This window comes from Metapseudomonas boanensis, from assembly GCF_018704125.1.
GTDB classification, from domain to species: domain Bacteria; phylum Pseudomonadota; class Gammaproteobacteria; order Pseudomonadales; family Pseudomonadaceae; genus Metapseudomonas; species Metapseudomonas boanensis.
In genome coordinates, this window is the sequence record NZ_JAGTIS010000001.1 from 693,004 (window position 1) to 709,851 (window position 16,848).

Here is a 16,848-nt window from a genome sequence, read left to right on the forward strand (position 1 = left end):
CATGGGGCCGCTTTGCGACCCTTCGCGAATGAATTTGCCCCTACAGAAAGTGATCAGCCCCCAGCTCGCCGTTTCGCCTCGCGGTATTCCCCTGGTGTCTGCCCGGTCCAGGCCTTGAAGCTGCGATGGAAGGAGCGCGATTCGGTGAAGCCGAGGTAGCTGGCGATGTCCTGGATCGGCAGGTCGCTGCGCAGCAGATAGTGTTCGGCCAGGTCCTGGCGCAGCTCATCGAGGATTTGCTGGTAGCTGGTGCCGGCCTGCTGCAGATGGCGTTGCAGAGTGCGCACCGTCATGTGGAATTTCTCCGCCACGCGCTCCTTGCGCGGTAGTCCGTCTTTCATCAACAAACGCAGCGCGTTCTTCACGCGCTGTGGCAGCGGCTCGTCGTCGTCCAGCCCGGCCATCAGGGCCAGGGCGTGTTCTTCCAGGGTGCGCAGCAGGTTAGCGTCGGCCTGGCGTAGCGGGACGCTCAGGTACTCGAGCGGTACCAGCAGGGCGTTGCAAGGCTGCTCGAAGCGTACCGGGCAACCGAAGACTTCTTCGTAATCCTCCAGGCGAGTGTCTATCGGCTGCGTGTGCTCGAACCAGACTTCGCGCGGGGAGCGCCGCATGTCGGCGATCCAGCGCGCATAGAGCAGCCAGGAGGCGAGCACGTTCTCCACCATGTGACGGCGGATGGCCGGGTCCTGGTGACGGCAGCTCCAGATCATCCGCACTAGGTCGTCTTCAGCTTCGATGCGGCTGGTGCCCATGTCACCCACGAGCTTTTCGTAGGGCGCAATACGGCTCATGGCTTCGCCCAGGGTGGCGCAATTCATGGTGATGTAGCCCAGCACGCTCCAGGACCCCGGCTGCACGAAGCGCGCCGAGTGCAAGCCGAAGAGCGAATCGCCAGACATCTGGATAAAGTGCTTTAGCAGGCGTTCGTGGGTTTCGCTGGGCAAGCGTTTGCCATTGTCGGCCAGGTCCTGAGCGCTGAGGCCTGCGGCCTGCAGCGCGACACTCTGGTCGAGGCCAAGCTGTTCGGCGTGGCGAAGGTATTTGAGAAGGGCGGGGACTGAGGTATAGCCAAGCGATTGCATGTGAGTTCTTGTTCTGGGTTGTCCTGATTGGCGAGGGTCGCTGTCCCGATCCGACAGTGACGTCCTTGCGCGGCTGGCTAGTATAGGCAGCCATTGAAAAGCTCCGAAACAACTCGAACAAGGAGAGCGGCATGCGACGTTGGAATGGCTGGGGAGATGAGGCAACAGTGGTGGAACTGCCCTCCAATGGGCAGGCGTTCCTGGCTGCCCGCATCGGCGCCGGCCAGCCTTTGGCCGATGCAAGCCTGGCGCAGGTGCTGGCACAGGTGCCGGCTTCGCGCCTCGCCGCTCACCCGTTGGTCAGCCTGGATGCCGAGGTGCGCGTGCGCCACGCCCGTGGCCAGAGCCTGCCGGATTGGCTGGCAATGCGCGAAGGCACCTTTGGTTGCTTTCCCGATGGAGTGGCCTTCCCCGAGACAGCAGAACAGGTTCGCCAGTTGCTGGCCTGGGCTGCCGAGCAGGATGTCCTGTTGATTCCCTACGGCGGCGGAACGTCGGTAGCCGGGCATATCAACCCCCAGGCCGGCGCCAGACCTGTGCTGACCCTGTCGCTGGCGCGCATGAATCGCCTGCTGGAACTGGACGAGGCTAGCCAGATTGCAACCTTCGGGCCGGGGGCCAACGGGCCGCAGGTGGAGAGCCAGCTGCGCGCGCGGGGCTTTACCCTTGGGCATTTCCCGCAATCCTGGGAGCTTTCGACCCTCGGCGGCTGGGTGGCCAGTCGTTCCAGTGGCCAGCAGTCGCTGCGTTATGGGCGCATCGAGCAACTCTTCGCTGGTGGCACCCTGGAAACCTTCGCCGGCCCGTTGGAGTTACCGACCTTCCCGGCCTCGTCGGCGGGGCCTGATCTGCGTGAGTTGGTGCTAGGTTCGGAAGGGCGTTTCGGTGTCATCTCCGAGGTCAAGGTGCGGGCCAGTCGGTTGGCGGAGGATGAGGCGTTCTACGCTGTGTTCATGCCCAGTTGGGAGCAGGCCTTGCAAGGCATCCGCACCTTGGCGCAAGCGCGGGTGCCGCTGTCCATGCTGCGGCTGTCCAACGCGATTGAGACCGAAACCCAGCTCGCTCTGGCAGGACATCCGGGGCAGATCTCATTGTTGGAGAAGTACCTGGCGCTGCGTGGCGCCGGTATCGGCAAGTGCATGCTGACCTTTGGCGTCACCGGCAGTCGGGCGCAGAACGCCTCCTCGTTGAAGCAGGCAAAACAGCTGCTCAAAAGGTTCGGCGGCGTGTTCACAGGCACCGTGCTTGGGAAGAAATGGGCCGCGAACCGCTTCCGCTTCCCTTATCTGCGTCATGCGCTGTGGGCGGCGGGCTATGTAGTGGACACCCTGGAAACCGCGACCGACTGGGTGAACGTCGACCACCTGCTTGATCTGATCGAGGGCGGCTTGCGCAATGGCCTGGCGGAGGAGGGCGAGCAGGTGCATGTCTTTACCCACCTCTCCCATGTCTATGGTGAGGGTTCGAGCATCTATACCACCTACGTCTACCGTCCCGGTGGCAGCTACGCACAGGCCCTGCGGCGCTGGCGCAAGCTGAAGACGGCGGCCTGCGAAGCCATAGCCCACAATCGCGGCACCATCAGCCATCAGCATGGCGTGGGACGCGATCATGCCCCCTGGTTAGCGTTGGAGAAGGGGCCTCAGGGCATGGCGGCATTGCGGGCGATTGCGGCGCATTTCGACCCCGAGCGACGCCTGGCTCCAGGCGTGCTGATCGAGGATTGACCATGGTCGCCTGGAATGCCGAGTGGCGCGCCCAATGTCTAGCCGAGCTGGCCGCGCAGGAGTGGGACCTGATCGTGGTCGGCGGCGGTATCTGCGGCGCCGGAATTCTCCGCGAAGCGGCCCGGCTTGGTTGGAAGTGCCTGCTGCTGGAGCAGCGCGACTTCGCCTGGGGCACCTCCAGCCGCTCCTCGAAAATGGTGCACGGTGGGCTGCGCTACATCGCCACAGGTCAGCTCGCGTTGACGCGTGCCTCGGTGCGCGAGCGCCAGCGCCTGCTTGCGGAGGCGCCGGGGCTGGTCGAACCGCTGAGCTTCGTCATGCCTCATCGCGGCGGTTTTCCTGGGCCCAAGGTCTTTGGCGGTCTGCTGACGCTCTACGATGCGCTGGCCGGCCGGCGAAACCACAGCTACTTCCCGTTGCAACAATTGCGTTACCTGGTACCAGGTTTGAAAGAAGAAGAGCTGCAGGGCGGCACGCGATTCTTCGATGCGGTCACCGATGATGCGCGGCTGGTGATGCGGGTGCTCAGCGAAGCTCGGAGCGAAGGCGGCGAAGCCTTGAACGGCATGCGGGTGCTGGAGCTGACGCGAGCCAACGGGCAGGTGTCCGGCCTGCAGGCCGAGGACGTGGAAAGCGGGCGGCGCTTGGACATCCGTGCCCGGGCCGTGGCGCTGGCCACTGGTGCCTGGGCGGATCGTCTGCGTCCTGCCGGAAGTTCCGAGCGGATTCGTCCATTGCGTGGCAGCCACTTGCTATTGCCCGGCTGGCGCTTGCCGTTGGCTCACGCGATCAGCTTCATGCATCCGGCCGATGGGCGGCCGGTGTTCGTCTTTCCCTGGGAAGGTGCCACGGTGATCGGTACGACCGATCTTGATCATGCCGACAACCTGGACCAGGACGCGCGCATCAGTTCGGAGGAGGTCGACTATCTCCTGGCGGCCTGTGCCGCGCAGTTTCCTGCCGCAGCGATTTCACGAGGCGATGTGCTATCTACCTGGTCGGGCGTTCGCCCGGTGGTCAGCGACGGCGAGGCACGGGTCAAGCCTTCTGCCGAAAAGCGCGAGCATGCGATTTGGGTTGAACCGGGCTGCGTGACCCTGGCGGGCGGCAAACTGACGACTTTTCGCCTGCTGGCCCTGGAGGTGCTGCAGGCGTGCAGCGGCTTTGTCGGCCGCCCCTTGGGCGATAGCGACGCCGAGGTCTTCGCGCCCTCTGCCGCCCCGGCGTTATCCGGCCTCTCGCCGGCCCGGCAGCGGCGGCTGGCCGGTCGCTATGGGCGTGCGCTACCTGAGCTCGCGCGCTGGGTCGAACGCTTGGGCGCCGAGCGCGTAGGTGTAACCGACACGCTCTGGGCGGAGTTGGCCTGGGCGGCTCAAGGCGAATTGGTCCTGCATCTCGATGACCTGTTGCTGCGACGGACGCGTCTGGGCCTGTTGCTGCCGGCTGGCGCGCAGGCAGAGCTCCAGCGGATCCGGACCCTGTGTCAGCCGTTGCTGGGCTGGGACGATGAGCGTTGGTCGAGTGAAGTCCAGCAGTACCAGGCGCTATGGCAGCGTTGCTACAGCTTGCCTGAATAACAAGAACAAGGACCGTACCGTGAGCGAAAAGAGTTACCTGCTGGCCATCGACAACGGCACCCAGAGCGTACGCGCCCTATTGTTCGACCTGGATGGCAACCTGGTGGGCAAGGGCAAGGTGCCACTGGAGGCCTATTTTTCCAGCCAGCCGGGCTGGGCCGAGCAGGACCCAGAATATTACTGGGCCAGTCTGGGGGAGGCGTGCCAGCGCCTCTGGGCTTCGGTAGACATCGACAAGCGATTGATCCGTGGTGTCTCGCTCACCACGCAGCGCGGCACGGTGATCAATGTTGATCAGCAGGGTGCGCCTTTGCGCCCGGCAATCCTCTGGCTCGATCAGCGTCAGGCCGAGGTGCGGGATCGCATCAAGGGGCCTTGGGGGTGGCTGTTCAAGCTGATAGGTGAAGAAGCCACGGTGGACTATTTTCGTGCCCAGGCCGAAGCCAACTGGGTGGCGCAGAACCAGCCTGAGGTGTGGTCGCGCACCCACAAGGTCCTGCTCCTATCGGGTTTTCTCACCCATCGCCTGTGCGGTCGCTTCGTGGATTCGGTGGCCTGCCAGGTTGCCTATCTGCCGTTCGACTACAAGCGCTTGCAGTGGGCCGCCCCGCGTGACTGGAAGTGGCAGTCCATGCCAGTACGCCGCGAGCAGTTACCGGAGCTCTGCAAACCGGGTGAGCGCTTGGGCAGCATCAGCGCGACGGCCAGCCGACACACAGGCATCCCCGAAGGCCTGCCGCTGATCGCCGCTGGTGCTGACAAGGCCTGCGAAGTGCTCGGGGCGGGTGGGGTGGAGCCGAGTATTGCGTGCCTTTCCTACGGCACCACCGCGACGATCAACACCACGCGGAACAAGTACCTCGAGACGATTGCGCTGATACCGCCGTATCCGGCGGCGATCCCGGATCAGTTCAATACCGAGGTGATGATCTACCGGGGTTTCTGGATGGTCAGCTGGTTCAAGCAAGAGTTCGGCTTGCATGAGATGCAGCGAGCCGGGGAGCTGGGGGTCGAGCCAGAAGACTTGTTCGACGAGCTGGTGAACAGCGTACCAGCGGGCTCCATGGGGTTGATGTTGCAGCCGTACTGGTCGCCGGGCATCCGCGAGCCGGGCCTGGACGCCAAGGGCTCGATCATTGGTTTTGGTGATGTGCATACGCGTGCTCATCTCTACCGCGCCATTCTCGAGGGGCTGGCCTACGCCCTGCGCCAGGGCAAGGAGCGCATTGAAAAGCGCTCGGGAACGCGGATCAGCCGGCTGCGGGTATCCGGTGGCGGTTCGCAGAGCGATGCGGCGATGCAGATCACCGCCGATATCTTTGGGCTGCCGGCGGAAAGGCCGCATGTCTACGAGACCTCAGGGCTGGGTGCCGCCATCGACTGCGCGGTGGGGCTGGGGTTGTATCCCGACTTCCCCAGCGCAATCAGCGCCATGACGCGGGTCGGTCAGGTATTCCACCCAAACCCGCAGGCGCAGGGTATCTATGAGCGACTGTATCGTGAGGTCTATCAGGAGATGTACCAGCAGCTGCGGCCGCTGTATCGGAAGATTCGCGAGATCACAGGATATCCGGCCTGACGTGTTTGGGCGGCGCTGCTGCCCGTCACCCTGTGGGAGAGGGGCAGCAGTTGTATCAGGCCACATCCACCAGGACGATTTCACTGTCTTCGCTGGCGGTGAAACTGAGGACCTCGACGTCGCTCACCGCAACACCGTCGCGCGCTTCGGCGGGAACGCCGTTGACCTCATAGCGGCCCGTGGCGGCGACCAGGTAGGCCTTGCGGCCTTTTTCCAAGCGGTACTCGGCAGTCTGCCCAGCCTTGATCGTTGCCGCCACCAGGCGGGCATTGGCGCGGATAGGCAGGGCGTCGCCACCTTCATCGATGCCGCTCGCCAGGGTTACGAAGCTGCCGGAGCGCTCCCCCTTGGGAAACGGGCGTGTACCCCAGGACGGCGCGGTGCCGTACCGCGTTGGCATGATCCAGATCTGGAAGATCCGGGTGGTCTCATCTTCCAGGTTGTACTCGCTGTGGGCAATGCCGGTACCGGCGCTCATCACCTGCACATCGCCCGCCTCGGTGCGGCCCTTGTTGCCCAGGTTGTCCTGGTGGGTAATCGCGCCATCTCGGACGTAAGTGATGATTTCCATATCCTGGTGCGGGTGCGGCGGGAAGCCTGAATGCGGTGCGATCTCGTCATCGTTCCAGACCCGTAGCTGGCCCCAGTTCATGCGCTGGCTGTCGTAGTAGCCGGCGAATGAGAAATGGTGGCGGGCATTCAGCCAGCCGTGGTGGGCGCCGCCCAGTTCGGCAAAGGGGCGTACTTCGATCATGGTCGGATCTCCTCTCTGATCGTGGGGCTGCTTCCCCGCGATGGATGGCCGGCATGTTCTATCAACTTACTATCGATAAAAAGCGCAAATAGTCGGGATTTCCAATCTAATAAATGAATATATCTTGAGTGATTAGGCATTCGCTGAAGAGAAGGGGGCTTGCTTTTGCCGGCCTATACTCCGGCGATTGAACCCTTCCGGAGCGGTTGATGAGTGAGCGCAAGGCGTTGCTGATCCTGCATGGCAAGCAGGCGATCAATGAAGAGGTGCGGGCCGCCGTGCAGCGACGACGCAAGGCAGGCTGGGGGCTGGCTGTGCGAGTGACCTGGGAGGCCGGCGATGCCCAGCGGTTGGTGAACGAGGCGCTGGCTGCCGGCTACTCGACCCTGATCGCGGGTGGTGGTGATGGCCTGGTCAGGGAAGTAGCGGAGGCCATGGCGCTTGCCCGAGCCGATGCCAGCCTGGTGTTAATGCCCCTCGGCACTGCCAATGACTTTGCGCGTGCGGCAGGCGTGCCGCTGCTTCCGAACGAAGCGCTGGCAATGCTGGATGTGCAGGCGCGTCCCGTTGATCTGGGGGAAGCCGATGGCCACCTGTTCCTCAATATGGCCACTGGCGGTTTCGGCTCGAAGATCACCGCCAATACCCCGGAAGAGCTGAAAAAGGTGCTGGGTGGTGCAGCTTACCTGCTCACCGGATTGAGTCACTTTTCCGAAGTCCATTCTGCTTACGGTCGATTCCGCGGGCCGAATTTCAAGTGGAAAGGTGAGTTTCTTGCCCTGGGTATTGGCAATGGCCGCCAGGCCGGGGGCGGTCATGTGCTTTGCCCTCAGGCTGAAATCGATGACGGATTGCTTGATCTTTGCATCGTCCCCGCTCCTCAGGATGTTGTGGGCACTCTAGCGACGCTGCTCTCCGGTGGTGTGCTGGGACTCGAGTCCGTGTCCATCAGTGCGCGTTTGCCCTGGGTCGAAGTGGAGGCGCCTGAAGGTCTGGACATCAATCTCGATGGCGAGCCGTTGGAGAGTCGTGGTTTGCGATTCAGCGCACGCTCCGGTGCCGTGCGTATTCACCTGCCGCCAGACTCGCCTTTGCTCGGGGCCCGATGAATGCCCTGGGCTGGTGTCAGGGTATTGGCTTTGGCATGACAGCGCGGTGCTGTAGGGCTTCAGTTTTTCCGGCTGCTGCCGATGACTTGCCATAGCTACCCGTACCCATCGCAGCAGAGGAGGTTTCAATGGCCGGCATTCTCGACACCGTCGATCAACGCACTCAACTGGTGGGCGAGAACCGACTGGAAATTCTCATGTTCCGCCTCAGCGGCCGCCAGCTTTTCGCCATCAACGTGTTCAAGGTGCAGGAGGTGCTGCAGCTGCCGAAGATGACGCTGATTCCGCAGCGTCACCCGGTGGTTTGTGGTGTGGTCAACCTGCGCGGCCAGACGTTGCCGGTGATCGATCTTTCCCAGGCCATCGGCATGCGCCCGCTGGTGCCGGATGAGCGCAGCACGATCATCGTCACCGAGTACAATCGTTCGGTGCAGGCATTCCTGGTCGGAGGGGTGGATCGAATCCTCAACCTCAACTGGGAATCCATCATGCCGCCGCCGGGCGGAGCAGGGCGGCAGCATTATCTGACCGCCATCACCAAGGTCGACGAGCAGATCGTTGAAGTCATCGACGTCGAGAAGGTGCTGGCCGAAATCGTGCCCATGAGCACTCGCGTTTCCAACGAGCGCCTCGGCGAGCCGCTCCTGCAACAGGCCGTAGGCCGTGAGGTGCTGCTGGTGGACGACTCCAGTGTCGCCCTGACGCAGTTGCGGGAGACGCTTTCCCAACTGGGCATGCGCATGCACATGGCCAGCGATGGCTTGAAGGCCCTTAACCTGCTCAAGAAATGGGCCGACAGCGGCGAGGACATGACCGACAAGCTGCTGATGGTGTTCACCGATGCGGAAATGCCGGAAATGGACGGCTATCGCCTGACCACGGAGATTCGCAACGACCCGCGCCTGCGCGACCTCTACGTGGTCATGCACACGTCCCTGTCCGGCAGCTTCAACGACGCCATGGTGAAGAAGGTCGGATGTGACAACTTCCTCTCGAAGTTCCAACCGGACCGCCTGGTGGACGTGGTGCTGGATCGCTTGCGCCGCGAGTAGGAGCGAGTTTGCTCGCGAATGGATCGTGGGCCGGATCCGTCAACAAACTCGTATCGACAGCGTTTGAAAGGGTTGGACTGTGCACGCAGCTTCCGTATAACAGCTGTTTCGCTGTTTAGCCGAACAGGACGCTGGCCGATGTTGCGACTCTCCGAGATCTATCGTTACCCCATGAAATCTGCCATCGGTGAAGCGCTGCAAAGCGCTCGTATCGATGCGCTGGGCCTGGCAGGCGACCGACGCTGGATGCTGGTGGATGCCGAGAATGGCCGTTTCCTCACCCAGCGGGCCTACCCGGTCATGTCGCAGCTGATGGCCCGCTGGAATGCCGCAGGCGGTCTGAGGCTAAGCGCAGAAGGCCTCGCGACCCTGGAAGTTGCTTTGCCGGATGCCGATGCGAATCTGCGTGGCGCTTTCGTCTGGGGCTCATCCATGCATGTGCCGGACGCTGGCGATGAGGCGGCGGAATGGCTCAGCGGCTTCCTCGGCAAGGCTTGTCGTCTGGTGCATGTGCCGGATCACCGGGCACGAGACATTCCGGGAAGCCTCCTGCCAGAGGAGAAAGTGGGGTTCGCCGATGGCTTTCCGCTGCTGCTGATCGGCCAGGCTTCACTGGATGATCTCAGTGAACGAGTAGGACGCCCGCTGGAGATGCTGCGCTTCCGACCGAACCTGGTGGTGGAGGGAAGCGCGCCTTATGCCGAAGACGGGTGGAAGCGTATTTGCATCGGTGGCATCGAATTCAGCGTGGCCAAGGGCTGCAGCCGATGCATCCTCACCACCATCGATCCGAAGACCGGGGAGCGAAGTGCAGACCGGGAACCGCTGACTACGCTCAAGACTTATCGCGAGCGTGAGGGGGAGGTGTACTTCGGGCAGAACCTGATCAACAGGGGTTCCGGGGTTCTCGACGTGGGGATGCAAGTTGAGGTGCTGGAATAGATTCCAGCCCCTAAGAAGAAGGGCGCCATCCGGCGCCCTTCTTCATGTCTCACTGATCGTCAAAGTACCGCTCGTGCCAGTCCACCAGAGGCTGCGGCGCGTTGAGCTTGTGCCCATAGATCACCGAGTAGGACAGTACGTTCTGCACGTACTGCCGGGTTTCGTCGAATGGAATGGTTTCCACCCAGACGTCGAACGACAGGTGGTTGGCCCCGCGCAGCCACTGGCGTACGCGACCAGGGCCGGCGTTGTAGGCGGCGGATGCCAGCACGCGGTTGCCGTTGAACTGGCCATGCACTTGGCTCAGGTAGGCGGCACCCAGCTGAATGTTCACGTCGGGGTTGAACGCCTGTTTCGGCGAGCCCAGGGGAATACCGAACTTGCGCGCGGTTTCCTTGGCCGTGGCAGGCATCAGTTGCATCAGGCCCATGGCGCCGACTCCTGAGCGCGCATCGGCCATGAAGGCGCTTTCCTGACGGGTGATCGCGAAGACCCAGCTGGAGTGGAGGCCGCGGACCTTGGCTTGCTGGGTGAGAGCGGAGCGGTGTGCCATCGGGAAGCGGATATCCAGGTCGTCCCAGTACTGCGCCTGGCTGATGGTGCGAATAGCCGGGAAGTACCACTGCATGTCGTAGGCCAGTTTTGCTTGCGCCACCAGTTCGTCGCGGTTGAACAGGCGACTGACGTGGTACCACTCGCGGCGGCCGTCGACGATCTGACCGCGAGCATGGAACTCAAGGGCGCGGCGTATGCCTGCAGTGTTGCGAACCTTCTGCACGACCTTGGGGTCGAGCGCCAGCGGCTTGTTATTGAGCTGGTATGGCGCCTGGATGCGGTCAGCGGCGAGGAAACCGTAGAAATCGCGCTCGCGGGCCACCGGCTGGTATAGCGGGACTGGCTGCTGGCTCTGGGGCTGGGCCAGTTGCAGGCTGCGAGCCTGCCAGTAGCGCCAGCGGTTGGTCTTGGACAATTCCTCGGGCATGCGCTGGGTCAGCTGGTAGGCGTCCTGCCATTGGCCCAGGCGCAGCATCAAGCGGGCACGCCACTCACTGACGGTGTTGTCGCGCAGTTCGGGGTCGTACTGGGCCATCACCTTTAGGGCGCGGGAGTCGAAGCGTTTGGCGAGTGTCAGTCCGACTTCGCGGGCGATGGCCACCTTTTCCTCCTTGGAGAAGGGTAGGCGGGCGGAATAGGTTTCCAGCAGGTCCAGGGCCTTTTCCGGATCCTGGCGGGCCAGACGACGCAGACCGAGACCGACAACGTCCGCCATATGCCGGTCAGCAGGGACGAATCGCCCAGGTTGGGTGAGCATCAGCGGTTTCTGTGCGACTTCCACCAGCAGTTTGCCCTGCGTGCCCAAGCGGGGCATGGTCTTCACCAGGTGACTGGCCAGGCCATAGTTGCGAGCCTCGGCGGCCAGCTTCGCCCGTTTCCAGCGCATTTCCTCGGTCAGCTGGCCGGTCGCGCTCCACATGCCGAACAGCACGTCACAGGCCTCAGGCTGCGACTTGCCCACCAGCCAGAGCTTCTGCGCAGTGGCGCTGCCTTCGGCTTTCATGCCGTGCTTGAGCTGGTATTGGCCGTACAGGCAGTCCAATTCGGTGAAATTGAGCTTGGGGTCGTAGTAATTGACGAACGTCTGCCAATCGCCGCGTTCAGCCTGCCAGCGCAGCCAGCGCAGCTTCATCCATCCGGACTGGGGCAGGTCGCCGTGTTCGGCCAGGAACTTCTCGATCTCATCATTGCTTGCCCATTTCAGACGGGCGGTCAGCTCGTCATAGGCGAGGTAGGGCTCCAATGGATAGTCGCGCAGGGCATTGGCGTAACGCTGGTAGGGGCCTGAGTCTCCTTTGGCGAGCGCACGCTTGGCTTCGTCATACATCAGGCGCTGTTGCGCGAGAGATGCTGACGCAGCCTCCAGGCTGATAGTGGAGAGAAGCAAGCAGGAAAACAGGCTGAGCAGACGACCGCGCATGACACTTCCGGGTAGTTGAATCGTTGTGAATGCCTGTTTCCAAGCACCTGATGTGACTAGCTTAGCTGTTAGCCAGAAGTGGTGAAAGCATCGTGCCAGCGCACAGTGGTGACGAAAAATGCAGGCGAGCAGCCGCCGCAAGTCAGGTAGAATGCGCCCCCTGATTCAGGAGGCCCTCATGACGTTGCTCAAGTTCACCGATGTATCCCTCGCCTACGGCGCCATGCCGCTGCTGGACCATGTGTCCTGGCAGATTGCCCGTGGCGAGCGGGTCTGCATCATCGGGCGCAATGGTACGGGGAAATCCAGCCTGCTGCGCCTGGTCAAGGGCGACCAGTTTGCCGATGACGGCGAGATCTGGCGCGCGCCAGGGCTGAAGATTGGCGAGTTGCCCCAGGAATTGCCGCGTGCCGACGAACGCACGGTTTTCGATGTGGTCGCCGAAGGGCTGGCCGGGGTTGGCGCCCTGCTGGCCGAGTATCACCACCTGAGCCAGAACATCCACACCGATGCCGACCTGGCCAAGCTCACCCATGTCCAGCAGGAGCTGGAAGCGCGTGACGGCTGGAGACTCCAGCAATTGGTGGACAGCACCTTGAGCCGCCTGCAGCTGCCGGCAGACAAGACCCTGGCCGAACTGTCCGGTGGCTGGCGTCGTCGTGTGTTGCTGGCCCAGGCCCTGGTTGCCGAGCCTGACCTGCTGTTGCTGGACGAGCCGACCAACCATCTGGACATCGGTGCCATTGCCTGGCTGGAGGAGGCCTTGCTGGGCTTCAGCGGCGCCGTGTTGTTCATCACGCACGACCGCTCCTTCCTGCAGAACCTGGCGACCCGCATCCTCGAGCTGGATCGCGGCCACCTGATCGACTGGAACGGCGACTACGCCAGCTTCCTGGTGCACAAGGAGCAGCAGCTGGCGGCAGAGGAAACGGCCAACGCCCTGTTCGACAAGCGTCTGGCCCAGGAAGAAGTCTGGATTCGCCAGGGCATCAAGGCACGCCGTACCCGTAACGAAGGGCGCGTGCGGGCGCTCAAGGCGATGCGCGCCGAGCGTTCGGAGCGACGCGAGCGTCAAGGTAAGGCCAGCATCCAGCTGGAAGCAGCGGACAAATCGGGCAAACAGGTGATGGTTGTTGAGAACGTCACCTTCGCCCATCCTGGCGGCGAGCCACTGATCCGTGACTTCTCCATGGTCTTGCAGCGCTCGGACCGGATTGGCCTGCTGGGTGCCAATGGTACCGGCAAGACAACGCTGCTCAAGCTGCTGCTGGGTGATCTGCAGCCCACCAGCGGCAAGGTCGAAGTCGGTACCCGCCTGGAAGTCGCGTATTTCGACCAGCTGCGCCACCAGCTCGAGCTCGAGAAGACCGTGATCGACAACCTCGCTGAGGGCCGTGAGTTCATCACCATCGATGGCCAGAATCGTCACGTACTGAGCTATCTCGGCGACTTCCTGTTCAGCCCTCAGCGGGCGCGCACACCGGTCAAGGCGCTCTCTGGTGGCGAGCGGGCGCGACTGCTCCTGGCCAAGCTGTTCAGCAAACCGGCAAACCTGCTGGTACTGGACGAACCGACCAACGACCTCGACGTGGAAACCCTGGAGCTGCTGGAGGAAGTGTTGTTGAGCTTCCCGGGCACCGTGCTGATGGTCAGCCACGACCGGGCTTTCCTCGACAACGTCGTCACCAGCACGCTGGTGTTCGAAGGTCAGGGGCGCGTCCGTGAGTACGTCGGTGGTTACCAGGACTGGCTGCGCCAGGGTGGCTCGCCGCGTCTGCTCGGCGTAGGGGAGTCTCGCGAGACCAGGGCAGCAGCACCGAAAGCAGCTGAGACTGCTCCGGTAACAGCGGCACCAGTCGAGATGGCCAAGAAAAAGCTGAGCTACAAGTTGCAGCGGGAGCTTGAGGCCATCCCGGGGCAGATCGAGGCCCTGGAGGAAGAGCAGGTGGGGTTGCAGGAGCAGATCTCCGATCCGGCCTTCTACCAGCGTCCGGCCGAACAGACGCACCAGGTGCTGGAGCGCTTGGATACCCTGCAAAAGGAACTGGATCAGCTGATCGAGCGTTGGGCTGAACTGGAAGACAGCTAAGGGATTGGGGCGCAGCGCCTATGACCATCGAATACCAAATCAGCCTGGATGAACTGCACGAGTTCAACTATCGCATTGAGCTCGAGCGTGGTTACGACCTTGCGCAGGCAGAAAGGGCGCCCAAATGGACGCGGCTGGAACACCACCAGTGCAGCAATTGTCCATTGAGCCAGACTGTGCACAGCCACTGCCCGGCGGCAGTCGACCTGCATCGTGTAATCGAGGACTTCCAGGGGTTGCCTGCGTTCAAGAAAGCGCAGGTCCGCGTACTTACGCCGGAGCGCGAATACGTCAAAGTGGTGGGGCTGGAGGAGGGCTTGCGAGCCCTGCTGGGTGTGATCATGGCGACCAGCGCCTGTCCGGTATTGGGCAGGCTGAGGCCAATGGCGCATCAGCACCTGCCTTTTGCCAGTAACCAGGAGTTCATCCTGCGCGCTGTTTCGCTTTACCTCGCGCGGCAATACTTCAACTTCCGTGAAGGGCGCCATGCGGATTGGGAGCTGAAGGGGCTGGTGCGTCTGTTCCAGCAACTCCAGTTGGTCAATCAGGCGTTCTGGCAGCGGATCCACGATACCTGTGAAGGGGACTCCAACCTCAAGGCATTCCTGACGTTCTTCTCGATGGCGTCGAGCATGACCTACTCGCTGGAGACCCAGTTGCAGAAGATCCGGCCGTTGGTGATGAGCGCCGGCGAAGGCTTCGAGTAAAGCCTGCGCCGATGCGTTTCGGACGGAATCAGGCGGGCTTCTTCAGTCGTACCGCGAGCACGTCGCAAGGCGCGCCGTGAAGCACGTCGTTCGCAGTGGAACCCAGTAGCAACGCCAGGCCGTGCCGGCCGTGGCTACCGACGACGATCAGGTCGCAGCCCTGTTCTTCGGCGAGTCGATGGATCTCCTGGCGCGGCTGGCCATAAGCCAAGTGGCGCTGGTCGGCAAGCAGTTCGGGGTAGCTGCCAGCGAAGGTGTTCAGCCTTTCTCTCGCCTGGTCGAACTGCTGCTGCTGGAGCATCGACAGGTCCATGGGGACGTCGCCGCCGAAGGCCATGGCCATCGGTTCGACGATATGCACCAGCGACAGCTTGGCGTTGCTGGCTTGGGCCAGCGCTTGGGCACGGCGTACCACGGGGTGGCATTCATCGGTCAAGTCGACGGCGACCAATATGTGCTGGTAGGGCATGGATGACTCCTCCTTAAGGTGCTGCATGATCACAAGTATGGCTGCCTGGAACGTTTAACACAGGCTTTTACGTAGGGATAACTGTTATGACCTTCTGGATTGTCCTGTTGCTCCTGCTGGCGGTGCTTAGCCCGCTGGTTTGGCTGCTGCCATCCAAGCGCTTGCGTGGGCGCATGGAGCTGCGCCTGGAGGCTCGTCGCATGGGGCTTGCGATGCAGTTGTCGCGCCAGGAGTGGCCGCATTGGTTGAAAGAGGAGCCGCCAGGGTCCTGTGCCCAATACCACCGTGCACGGCTGCGCGGGCGTGACAGTTGGTGCTATTGGCAGGATGGGCCAGGAGCCTGGGTCAATCAGTGGCGCGAGCCCTGCGTCGATGCGCGGCTGCTGGCGCATCTGGCGGGGTTGCCAGCGGATGTCTACAAAGTCGAGGCCAGCGCGCAGATGATCGCCCTGTGGTGGGGGGAGCGGGGTACCGTCGAAAACCTGCAGCAGATCGCCGAAGCGCTCAAGGCGCTGGCCTGAGATGCAGGCGCGGCAAGCGGGAGGGGCTCATCGCGCTGGTACTGTATGGCTCAGAGCTGAACCTCCGCGTAGCGCGCAGAAACGTCCTCCAAGCCTTCAGTGATCCGGTCTGAATACTTGTTCACCAGGAAGGGCACGCTTTTTTCGTTGTAGTTCTTCAACGACTTCTCGATATACCGCCATTTGGTGCCGATCTCGCCCAGGGCTTCCCTGATCTGCGGGGTGTTCTGCGGCGCGCCCTGCAGGTCTGCCAACTGGCTGGTGAATTCGCCAGCCAGTTGGTCGATGGCTTTGCTGCCATTGGCGCCGATAAAGCTACCGCCCACCGATGCACTACGTGACGCATAGTCGACCGCTATGGTCTGCATCAGCAGGCTTTGTTCGCGGCTGCGCTGGGTCAAGGGGGGAACAACAGTCGCACCTTCCTGCTGGATCGTGCTGTAGAGCTCACTGCTCAGCGCTAGCAGGCGCTGATTGCGGACGGTGAGGTCGGCTACGGGCTGCAGGTCAGTGAAGCCTTGCTGCTTGAGTGCGGCCATCAAATTTGCCAAGTCCTTGGCGTAGGCCTTCCACTCCTGCTCCAGCTGCTGGCGCAGGGCACTGGAGGCTTCTCCGGGCATCCCGGTCAGTTCCTTCAGTCGAGCGTCGGCGAGCTGTACCGATACGTCGATCATCCGCGCATAGCGCTGATCACCCTCCATCCCGTTGTACATATAGAAGTCACCCAGACTGCGCTGCGCAGCCAGGCGCATCTGGTGCAACTTGAGGAGACTGGTGGCTGGATCTGCAGCGTGTGCGGATGAAGTCCAGGCGGGAAGGATGAAAAGGGCGCATAGCAGAATGGCAAGCAAACGGCTCGTCATGGTGCTTCTCCGTGGGCCGTCAGGCCTCGATTGTTGTTGTTCTGGTGGCTTGGAGGCATTGCACCGACCAGGCTGGGGCGAATGTACCGTTGGCCGAGGCCATTTGCCAACCGCCCGATTGATCGGGACTCCGGCCGGAGTCATGGATCTTGATGGCGCCTCATCGCGCTCATGAATGTGGATGAGGCCGTACCAGTCACGCTCGTCTAAATGCAGCCTCATGGAGTTCTGGCTGTGGCCGACTGGTCACGTTATGGAATTGACAAGCGCCGACTTTTCCCTGAATCTCCGCTCACCCAAATCAAACGGGCGTATGAATCAAGCGTTTGTCTTGCCAGGCACGTCTGATCCAGCCCGAATATCGCGTCGGCGGGTATGCCATACCGATTGGGACTATGCTCC

General features: G+C 62.5%; 14 protein-coding genes. 9 read left to right on the top strand and 5 right to left on the bottom strand.

Annotated elements, in window-relative coordinates; genetic code table 11:
• Positions 1 to 53: 53 nt before the first annotated feature.
• Positions 54 to 1,082, bottom strand: a complete 1,029-nt coding sequence (gliR, locus tag J7302_RS03265) for an AraC family transcriptional regulator GliR (RefSeq protein WP_215370134.1) — start codon at positions 1,080 to 1,082, stop codon at positions 54 to 56.
• A gap of 131 nt (positions 1,083 to 1,213) precedes the next feature.
• Between gliR and J7302_RS03270 the strand changes: the two genes are divergently transcribed.
• Genes J7302_RS03270 through J7302_RS03280 form a run of 3 tightly spaced genes read left to right on the top strand, consistent with a single transcriptional unit; the run spans position 1,214 to position 5,965 of the window.
• Complete coding sequence (locus tag J7302_RS03270; protein WP_215370137.1) at positions 1,214 to 2,809, top strand: FAD-binding oxidoreductase; 1,596 nt, start codon at positions 1,214 to 1,216, stop codon at positions 2,807 to 2,809.
• Positions 2,810 to 2,811: 2 nt separating this feature from the next.
• On the top strand, positions 2,812 to 4,386 hold the full coding sequence (locus J7302_RS03275; RefSeq protein ID WP_215370140.1) for a glycerol-3-phosphate dehydrogenase/oxidase: 1,575 nt from the start codon (positions 2,812 to 2,814) through the stop codon (positions 4,384 to 4,386).
• Positions 4,387 to 4,405: 19 nt separating this feature from the next.
• On the top strand, positions 4,406 to 5,965 hold the full coding sequence (locus tag J7302_RS03280; RefSeq protein WP_215370143.1) for an FGGY-family carbohydrate kinase: 1,560 nt from the start codon (positions 4,406 to 4,408) through the stop codon (positions 5,963 to 5,965).
• A gap of 55 nt (positions 5,966 to 6,020) precedes the next feature.
• On the opposite strand, the gene J7302_RS03285 is transcribed toward J7302_RS03280, so the two are convergent.
• The gene (locus J7302_RS03285) at positions 6,021 to 6,719 is read right to left on the bottom strand and encodes a pirin family protein (protein WP_215370146.1); all 699 of its coding nucleotides are present in this window, start codon (positions 6,717 to 6,719) and stop codon (positions 6,021 to 6,023) included.
• Positions 6,720 to 6,928: 209 nt separating this feature from the next.
• On the opposite strand from J7302_RS03285, the gene yegS reads away from it, so the two are divergent.
• The 3 genes from yegS (at position 6,929) to J7302_RS03300 (ending at position 9,822) form a co-directional block, all read left to right on the top strand.
• Complete coding sequence (yegS, locus tag J7302_RS03290; RefSeq protein WP_215370151.1) at positions 6,929 to 7,828, top strand: lipid kinase YegS; 900 nt, start codon at positions 6,929 to 6,931, stop codon at positions 7,826 to 7,828.
• A gap of 128 nt (positions 7,829 to 7,956) precedes the next feature.
• Entirely contained in the window at positions 7,957 to 8,880 is a 924-nt protein-coding gene (locus J7302_RS03295; protein WP_215370158.1) for a chemotaxis protein CheV, read from the top strand.
• A 138-nt stretch (positions 8,881 to 9,018) separates the two neighbouring features.
• The gene (locus J7302_RS03300) at positions 9,019 to 9,822 is read left to right on the top strand and encodes an MOSC domain-containing protein (protein WP_215370162.1); all 804 of its coding nucleotides are present in this window, start codon (positions 9,019 to 9,021) and stop codon (positions 9,820 to 9,822) included.
• A 49-nt stretch (positions 9,823 to 9,871) separates the two neighbouring features.
• On the opposite strand, the gene J7302_RS03305 is transcribed toward J7302_RS03300, so the two are convergent.
• Positions 9,872 to 11,797 (bottom strand): transglycosylase SLT domain-containing protein, encoded by a 1,926-nt coding sequence (locus J7302_RS03305; RefSeq protein WP_215370165.1) that lies wholly within the window; start codon positions 11,795 to 11,797, stop codon positions 9,872 to 9,874.
• Between the two features lie 178 nt (positions 11,798 to 11,975).
• Here J7302_RS03305 and J7302_RS03310 point away from each other — a divergent pair, with 178 nt between their 5' ends.
• Complete coding sequence (locus tag J7302_RS03310; RefSeq protein WP_215370169.1) at positions 11,976 to 13,886, top strand: ATP-binding cassette domain-containing protein; 1,911 nt, start codon at positions 11,976 to 11,978, stop codon at positions 13,884 to 13,886.
• 20 nt (positions 13,887 to 13,906) lie between these two features.
• On the top strand, positions 13,907 to 14,593 hold the full coding sequence (locus tag J7302_RS03315) for a DUF6901 family protein (protein WP_215370174.1): 687 nt from the start codon (positions 13,907 to 13,909) through the stop codon (positions 14,591 to 14,593).
• Between the two features lie 28 nt (positions 14,594 to 14,621).
• On the opposite strand, the gene J7302_RS03320 is transcribed toward J7302_RS03315, so the two are convergent.
• On the bottom strand, positions 14,622 to 15,062 hold the full coding sequence (locus J7302_RS03320; RefSeq protein ID WP_215370180.1) for a universal stress protein: 441 nt from the start codon (positions 15,060 to 15,062) through the stop codon (positions 14,622 to 14,624).
• Positions 15,063 to 15,148: 86 nt separating this feature from the next.
• On the opposite strand from J7302_RS03320, the gene J7302_RS03325 reads away from it, so the two are divergent.
• A complete protein-coding gene (locus J7302_RS03325) occupies positions 15,149 to 15,583 on the top strand; it encodes a hypothetical protein (RefSeq protein ID WP_215370183.1) in 435 nt (144 codons plus the stop codon).
• 50 nt (positions 15,584 to 15,633) lie between these two features.
• Here J7302_RS03325 and J7302_RS03330 read toward each other — a convergent pair whose 3' ends face one another.
• On the bottom strand, positions 15,634 to 16,446 hold the full coding sequence (locus tag J7302_RS03330; protein ID WP_215370186.1) for a hypothetical protein: 813 nt from the start codon (positions 16,444 to 16,446) through the stop codon (positions 15,634 to 15,636).
• Between the last annotated feature and the right edge of the window lie 402 nt (positions 16,447 to 16,848).

Bases quoted from the DNA above. Each gene is read 5' to 3' on its own strand.
- J7302_RS03320 (WP_215370180.1), bottom strand. From the start codon at position 15,062: ATGCCCTACCAGCACATATTGGTCGCCGTCGACTTGACCGATGAATGC.
- yegS (WP_215370151.1), top strand. From the start codon at position 6,929: ATGAGTGAGCGCAAGGCGTTGCTGATCCTGCATGGCAAGCAGGCGATC.
- J7302_RS03300 (WP_215370162.1), top strand. From the start codon at position 9,019: ATGTTGCGACTCTCCGAGATCTATCGTTACCCCATGAAATCTGCCATC.
- J7302_RS03325 (WP_215370183.1), top strand. From the start codon at position 15,149: ATGACCTTCTGGATTGTCCTGTTGCTCCTGCTGGCGGTGCTTAGCCCG.
- J7302_RS03310 (WP_215370169.1), top strand. From the start codon at position 11,976: ATGACGTTGCTCAAGTTCACCGATGTATCCCTCGCCTACGGCGCCATG.
- J7302_RS03275 (WP_215370140.1), top strand. From the start codon at position 2,812: ATGGTCGCCTGGAATGCCGAGTGGCGCGCCCAATGTCTAGCCGAGCTG.
- J7302_RS03305 (WP_215370165.1), bottom strand. From the start codon at position 11,797: ATGCGCGGTCGTCTGCTCAGCCTGTTTTCCTGCTTGCTTCTCTCCACT.
- J7302_RS03330 (WP_215370186.1), bottom strand. From the start codon at position 16,446: ATGACGAGCCGTTTGCTTGCCATTCTGCTATGCGCCCTTTTCATCCTT.
- J7302_RS03315 (WP_215370174.1), top strand. From the start codon at position 13,907: ATGACCATCGAATACCAAATCAGCCTGGATGAACTGCACGAGTTCAAC.
- J7302_RS03295 (WP_215370158.1), top strand. From the start codon at position 7,957: ATGGCCGGCATTCTCGACACCGTCGATCAACGCACTCAACTGGTGGGC.
- gliR (WP_215370134.1), bottom strand. From the start codon at position 1,082: ATGCAATCGCTTGGCTATACCTCAGTCCCCGCCCTTCTCAAATACCTT.
- J7302_RS03285 (WP_215370146.1), bottom strand. From the start codon at position 6,719: ATGATCGAAGTACGCCCCTTTGCCGAACTGGGCGGCGCCCACCACGGC.
- J7302_RS03270 (WP_215370137.1), top strand. From the start codon at position 1,214: ATGCGACGTTGGAATGGCTGGGGAGATGAGGCAACAGTGGTGGAACTG.